This window comes from Longimonas sp., from assembly GCF_046498435.1.
GTDB lineage: Bacteria > Bacteroidota > Rhodothermia > Rhodothermales > Salinibacteraceae > Longimonas.
In genome coordinates, this window is record NZ_JAWOAR010000183.1 from 1 (window position 1) to 6,945 (window position 6,945).

At 58.8% G+C, this 6,945-nt stretch carries 3 protein-coding genes; 2 read left to right on the forward strand and 1 reads right to left on the reverse strand.

Features of this window, described 5'->3' with window-relative positions:
- The first annotated feature begins 230 nt into the window (after positions 1-230).
- Positions 231-1,637, forward strand: a complete 1,407-nt coding sequence (locus R6U20_RS06845; RefSeq protein WP_410337113.1) for a fasciclin domain-containing protein — start codon at positions 231-233, stop codon at positions 1,635-1,637.
- 501 nt (positions 1,638-2,138) lie between these two features.
- On the opposite strand, the gene R6U20_RS06850 is transcribed toward R6U20_RS06845, so the two are convergent.
- Positions 2,139-3,701, reverse strand: coding sequence for a Na+/H+ antiporter NhaC family protein (locus R6U20_RS06850; protein WP_410337114.1), 1,563 nt, complete (start codon positions 3,699-3,701; stop codon positions 2,139-2,141).
- A gap of 236 nt (positions 3,702-3,937) precedes the next feature.
- Here R6U20_RS06850 and R6U20_RS06855 point away from each other — a divergent pair, with 236 nt between their 5' ends.
- Positions 3,938-6,064 (forward strand): fasciclin domain-containing protein, encoded by a 2,127-nt coding sequence (locus R6U20_RS06855; protein WP_410337115.1) that lies wholly within the window; start codon positions 3,938-3,940, stop codon positions 6,062-6,064.
- Positions 6,065-6,945: the final 881 nt, after the last annotated feature.

Sequence of the window (6,945 nt, forward strand, 5' to 3'; positions counted from 1 at the left end):
TCTTCTAATATGCGGAAGTGGATCCACTGGAGAAGATGGATTTGAAGTAGCGGGGCGAAAGAGGGTGTCGCTTGTGAACGCGCCCGTTAGCTTTTGGACCGACATAGTCGCCGGTTTGCATATGGTTGATGGCAGATACATAGCTTGACGCCAACTGCCGATTCCACTGCGCTGGTGACGTCACCTCTGGATGACAGGCGTGCAGCCAACGGCCTGCTTTCAGAAGCGCGGTGCGCCTCAACCTGACGGAGAATCCAGAGGCCGACATCACGGTGTTTGCACCGAATAACGATGCCTTCGCCGATATCAACACCGAAGCGGCGCTGGCCGACGAGAACTCGGAGCTGCTCGAAGAGATTGTGCAGTACCACGTGCTGAACTCGTCGGTGTTGTCGGGTGATATCGAAACGGGCACAGTGAGCACAGCATTTGGCGAAGATGTGCTTATTACGGAGCGTGATGGCAACCTGTTCGTGAATGAAGCGCAGGTGGTCGAAGCGGATATCGAAGCTGATAACGGCGTGTTGCATGTCGTAGACGGCCTGCTGCTGGAGAACCGCTCGCTGTTGGAGCGGATCAGTCTAACAGCTTCCACACAAGCACTTGCAGGCACCGCGGCCGATGCGGGACTGGTTGACGGCTTCGAAGATGCTGAAAACTGGACCGTCTTTACGCCGATCAACGAGGCCTTTGAAGAGGTCGATACAGGCGACCTGACTGAAGAAGAGCTTGCCGATGTATTGCAGTATCACGTTATCGTTGGCGAAGATGGCCCAATCGACTCCGAAACGCTGCTGGGCCTGCTGGCGGATAACGACGGCGAGGTTGAAGTAGAAACAGCGCAGGGCGAGCCGATCACGTTCACTGAGACGGACGACGGTGCCATTGCGCTCAACGGTGATCAGGCTACGCTTGTGACCGAGGGCGGGCTCGACCGCTTTGCCGGTGGAATCAATGATTCCGAAGACGGCTATGTGAATGTCTTCCACCTGATCGACGGTGTACTTACGCCGCCGAGCATGCAGGAGCCAGAAGCTATCTCTATCGCAGAAGCCCGTGAACAAGGCGTAGATGCTGAAGTCACGATTGAGGGCACAGTGACCCGTGCCTTTGGCGACTTTGTGCGCATCCAGGATGACAGCGGCGACCTGGGCGCCAGCGGCATCGTGATTCGCCAACCCGAGGGCAGTTTCAATGATGAGATTGCCGATGGAACGATCACGGAAGGCACTACGCTGCGTGTGACGGGCACGATCAGTGAGTTCAATGGACTGCTCCAGATTAACGAAGACGATCTGGCTTCGTATGAAGTGACAGGTGAAAGTGAGGTCCCGGATCCCCTCACGATTACTCTCTCAGAGTTTGCTGAAAACGGGCTGGATTACGAAAGCGTGCTGGTCCGGATCGACGGACTGACACTGGATACCGAAGACACGGAGTTCAGCAACGGTACCTCGTACACGGCCACAGATGGTGACGGAAATGAGGGTGTTTTCCGCGTTCAGCAAGAAGGGGAAACCCAGCTTGGTGGAGAGCCGGTTCCGTCGGGGACCTTCGATTACGAAGGCGTCATTGGGCAATTCCAGGGCGAACCGCAGATGATTCCTGTAGAAGTGTCGGATATCATCCAGGAGTAAGCATCTGGTCTTAACTACGACAGCGAAGCCGAAGTTTAATCTTTCGGCTTCACACCGAAAACGGGCAGTCCTTCATTGGACTGCCCGTTCTTTTGTTTGAGCGGGGTCGGTTTGGGGGCTTCGACTCTCCCCGGCAGCATGGATTCCAGATCTCCGCTCCGCTTCGTCTGGAATGACGGATGGTAGGGTTGTGCTGAATGCGGAGGCAGAATGTCCATGCTTCCCCAACATCCATTGATCTTACCCTCTACTCGTCCATCAACTCCGGTATATCGCAGAAACGTGATACCACAACGACTTCACCGGATTTGGTATCACCTCACAGATCGCCGGGGACGCAAGCGGTGCCGATAGCGTTCGGCCCAGGTTCCTCGGCTGTGGGTCCCCTGAGCTCGGGATCAGGAGCGAAGCGCTGGGAGCACCGCGACCGAGTACTCCTGGGGGGCGCATATCCCGGGCGATCTTTGACGACCGCTAAACAGATACGCGCTGCGTCCCTGCTCACACCGCAAAGAAGGCCAGCCCCGTGTACGCCGCCGCAGCCAGGAGTCCGGCCATGAGCGCAAGTGGAAACTGCGTGTAGACGTGGTCCATCAGGTCGGTGCCGGTGGCGAGGGACGACAGAATCGTGGTATCCGAAATGGGCGAGCACTGGTCGCCGAAGACGCTGCCGCCCACCACGGCGCTAAAGCACAGCGTAATAAAGAACGGCTCGGGTGCGACCGCCCACGCCAGCGGCATGGCCACCGGAAAGACCACCGCGTACGTGCCCCACGAGGTGCCGGTGGAGAACGCAATGAGCAGGCAGAGCCCCATCAGCAAGGCGGGCAAGGTGACGGGCAAGAGCACATCGCCCAGCGCCGCCACGACGTAGTCCGCGGTGCCAACGGCATCGGCGACCTCCTTGAGCGTAACCGCCAGCGCCAGGATGATCGCGCCAATGGTGACGCCACGGCAGCCATCCACAAAGCCGTCGATGGCGTCTTGCAGCTCCATGCCTTTGGCCAGGGCAATGCCCATCCCCGCCAGCACGGCCAGCACGAAGGCTTCGGCAATGAGCAGCGTGGGGTCGTCGGTGCGGCCCAGGTAGAAGTAGGTGACCATGTACGGAATGATGGCCACGCCCAAGAGGAGCCCGATGGGACCAAAGAAGTCCACCAGGCCCGGCTGGTAGCGTTCGGGCACTTTCATGTTCGTAAGGTCGTCGGCGGCGAGCGGGTTGGCATCGTCGCGGTCGAGTTTGCCGGTGGAGCGACTGCGCTTCATGGCCGCGCGCATCTGCTTGCCGGGCACGAAGGGCAGCTTTTCCCATGCAAACAAGAGCGTGATGCCGATCGCAAAGATCGCGTAGAAGTTGTAGGGGAGCGACGAGAAGAAAAATGCGATGCCCTCCTGTGAGGTCTCGAAGAGGGGAATCGTACCGGCTACGAGTCCGCCCACGTAGATGGGCCACACGTTAAACGGAATGAGTGTGGCGGCGGGCGAGGCCGTCGAATCCACCATATACGACAGCTCCTCGTGCGACACGTTGTGCTCGTCGGAAATGGGGCGGACGGTGGCGCCGGTGAGCACGGTGCTTACAGTGCCGCCCTGGTGGAAGACAAGGCCCATGATCCACGCGAAGAACTTGGCCGAACGCGGGCCGCGCACGATGAATCCGCTGGCCCAACGTGCGAATCGCAGCGCCCCACCGGTGCGTGTCCACAGCCCAATGAGTCCGCCCAGCGCCCACAGGTAGACCAGCAGAATGAGCGCGAAGTCTTCGGTGCCGATGGCGGGGATGAGATACGCCTGCACAATGTTCAGTTCGCCCGCCACCACGCCGCCCACGGCGATGCCCAAAAACAGCGCGCTCACGACCTCGCGGGTATAGAATGCCATCACAATCGCCACAAACGGCGGCAGGAGCGACCAGACGCCGTAGTGGCCGTCGGTTTCCGGGATGTGACCACTCACGCCCACGGCCCCGCCAATCAGTAAGATGGCCACGCCGATAAACAGCCAGCGCGTGCGATACGACGCCGGGTCGTCGGTGGCATCGTTGGGCGAAGCGAACAGAAGCATAGCATCAAATCGTAAAAACAGAGAGCACGGACATCCCATAGTAACAGATGCAGAGCGGCATGTCCAGCACCGCAGGGCGTTTCATGTATAGATAGCGCCACCGTGTAACGCACGTGCTATAACGCATTAAAAGCGGAAAGAGGTAACGTAGGCGTCGAATGTGGTGTGAACGAAAGAATATTGAGGACGTGCGTAAGGGCAGAGACATATACATTTCCTAATGCCTTTGTACTGCTATGCTTCGTTTTAAACCGCTCGTGTGGACCGTTATGGCGGTCCTCTTTCTTGGGCTTGTTGCCTGCGACGATGACAACCCGGTCAGTGATGATCCAGACCCCGATCCCGATCCGGACCCCATGCAGACAATTGGTGATATCGTGGGCGAGGATGACAACTTCTCAACGCTGCTTACGGCGCTTGAAGAAGCCGAACTCGCCGGTGCACTTACCGATGAAGAGGCTACCTTCACGGTGTTTGCTCCGAATAACGACGCATTTGAGGCCATCAATACCGAGGTCCTGCTCGGGCAGGGCGATGCGCTCGAAGAGGTGTTAGAATACCACGTTGTTCCCGACCAGGCCCTGGCAGCGTCTGAGCTTGAGGACGGCGAAAACACCGTCGAAACGCTTTCGGGCGATGAACTCACCATTGAGGTCACGGATGACGGCGTCTTCATCGAAGGCTCCGAGGTCATTCAGACCGATGTGGAAGCGGCCAACGGCATCATTCACGTGCTCGACCGCCCCCTTCTGGGCAATCAGAATCTGGCGAACACCGCCTGGTTCGTAAACGAAACTGAGGAGCTGTACAACGCGGTGGTCGGTGCCGAACTGGACGAGGCGTTCGTCGGCGCCGAGGGCTGGACGGTCTTCGGGCCGAACAACGACACCTTCGAAAACGCCGACCTGAGCGGATTCTCTGACGAGGAAGTCCAGCAGATCCTGGAGTATCATGTGTACAACGAGTCGGTGGTTGACTCGGGCGAATTGCTGAGCCTCCTGGAGGACAACGACGGCGAAGTCAACATCGAAACGCGGCAAGGTGAGAACCTGACCATTGCGCAAGATGGCGATCAGATCGTGTTCAATGGCGGACAAGCCACGCTCGACACTGATAACCTGGATTACACGGCCAGTAACGGCATTCTGCATGTGATCGACGGCCTGCTGCTTCCGCCAAGCATTGCCGAAGCCAACGCCGATGCCATCTCGTACGATCTGGCCGCGCAGTCGAACGACGGAGCCATTGCCGACGGCGTAGAAGGCACCGCCACGTTCTGGCGCCTGAGCGATACGCAGACGCTCGTTACGCTGGAACTGACCGACGGCGCGACCGGAGCCGACGTCTCACATCCCGCGCACATTCATCAAAACAGCGCCGAAGACGGAGGTGACATCGAATACTATCTGACGCCGATTGATGGCACCGACGAGGGCGCCTCAAGCGCACGCGTGATCGACGTGCCGTTCGACGACCTGACCGACTTCAACGGCTACATCAACATCCACGAGAGTGTAGACAACCTGGGCACCGTCGTTTCGCAGGGCAACATCGGCGCCAATGCCTCGGGTTCGGTCGAAGACGGACTCGACTTTGTTGAATCGCCGCGCACCACCGATTACGACCTGGATGCAAACGCCAACGACGGCAGCGTAGCGCCCGACGGGGTGCCGGCCACGGCCACGTTCCGCGAGCTTAACGACGACCTCACCCTCGTCACGCTCAACATGAACATCGACGGCGCCACCGGAGCCAGCGTCTCGCACCCGGCACACATTCACAACGGAAATGCGACAGAAGGGGGGGGTATCGAGTACTACCTTAGCCCGATTGACGGAGGCGACGAGGCCTCCCGCAGCAGCAAGATCGTGGATGCGTCGTACGACACGCTGACCGGCTTCGACGGCTACATCAACATCCATGAAAGCGTAGCCAATCTGGGCGAAATCGTCTCGCAAGGCAACATCGGGTCTAACGCCGACGATGACGATTCGGGCAACGCTGACGTCACCGTCACGATCGACAACAACGGTTCGTCCTCGTGGAGCGTGACCAACGTAGACGGCGAAAGCGGCGTGGCTGGATCGGGAGACAACCCAGACCTCAACCTCACCGTGGGCACGCGCTATCGCTTTGTGAACAACGGTGGTAGCAATCATCCGCTGGGCTTCCAGAACGGCAGCGCCGAGTACCTGCTCAACCAGGACGGCGACGGTAGCCTCGAAGAGGATGACAGTATCAACTACGAAGAAGATGACGACGGCGTCACGTTTACCTACACGCAAGACCTCGCCGACGCAGTCGCCACGTACCGCTGCACGGTACATGGCTCTATGGAAAGCTCGGTGCAGACCAATAATTAACGGCTGCATCCATCTGTAGAACAGGGGTTTACAAATCAAAAAGTCCCCGGCATGCCACTATGGCCTGTCGGGGACTTTCGTATTTTAGGGCAGTTTATTTAGGGGGGAAGCGGAGGTCGGCTGCCTCAACCCGTATCCTACCCAGGCCTCCGAGGGAGCGGCTCTGTAGCGCAATTTCGGTCGTTGGAGGCGAAGGCAGCTGCATCCTTTTCGGAGTTACCCTAACGCCACAGACGAAGGACATTGGTCCCATCCCTGTGGCCCCAACTGCTGTTGGTAGAGGAGGCAGAGGTGAGTGGGGGCAGCCTGCAAAAAAAGTGCTTGGGGAGGCAAGATGAGGGAGGCTGCTCGCATCCCCGGCGGTTTGTGCGTATCCCCCTCAGTCGCTGGAGCGGACAGCTTCCCTCTCCAGGGGAGCGGGTTGAGGCTTGTCCTTCGTTCCTCGCACGTCAAGATCATCCTGACGAAGGTGGAGGAAGGATCTCAACGCCCACCTTGCCACGTTGGGCACACCCTTCGGTGGAGCGCGCTGGATCCCGGATCAAGTCCGGGATGACGCGACCTGAAATACACTCTCATAGCCGACGCCCGCTTGCGTTCCCGGCGATCTGTGGGCCGACTACTGTCGGCACTGCACGTGTCCTGGACAGCACGGCATGCGTACCGATCTTGGTTTGCCCCAAACAATCACGCATGACACAGCACTATTGCTCTGTCAGGTAGTCGCTAATCCTGAAGTGATTGGGACTTGATCGTGATTGGCGTTATCAGATGGAGGCATAGATTACTTCGTGCGTACCACAGGCATGACCTTCGGCCCTCGCTTCGCTCGGCTCCGGATCAGCGACGCCAGGGGCGCCTTGCCTGTCCTGAACTCGATT

Bases quoted from the DNA above. Each gene is read 5' to 3' on its own strand.
- R6U20_RS06855 (WP_410337115.1), top strand. From the start codon at position 3,938: ATGCTTCGTTTTAAACCGCTCGTGTGGACCGTTATGGCGGTCCTCTTT.
- R6U20_RS06850 (WP_410337114.1), bottom strand. From the start codon at position 3,701: ATGCTTCTGTTCGCTTCGCCCAACGATGCCACCGACGACCCGGCGTCG.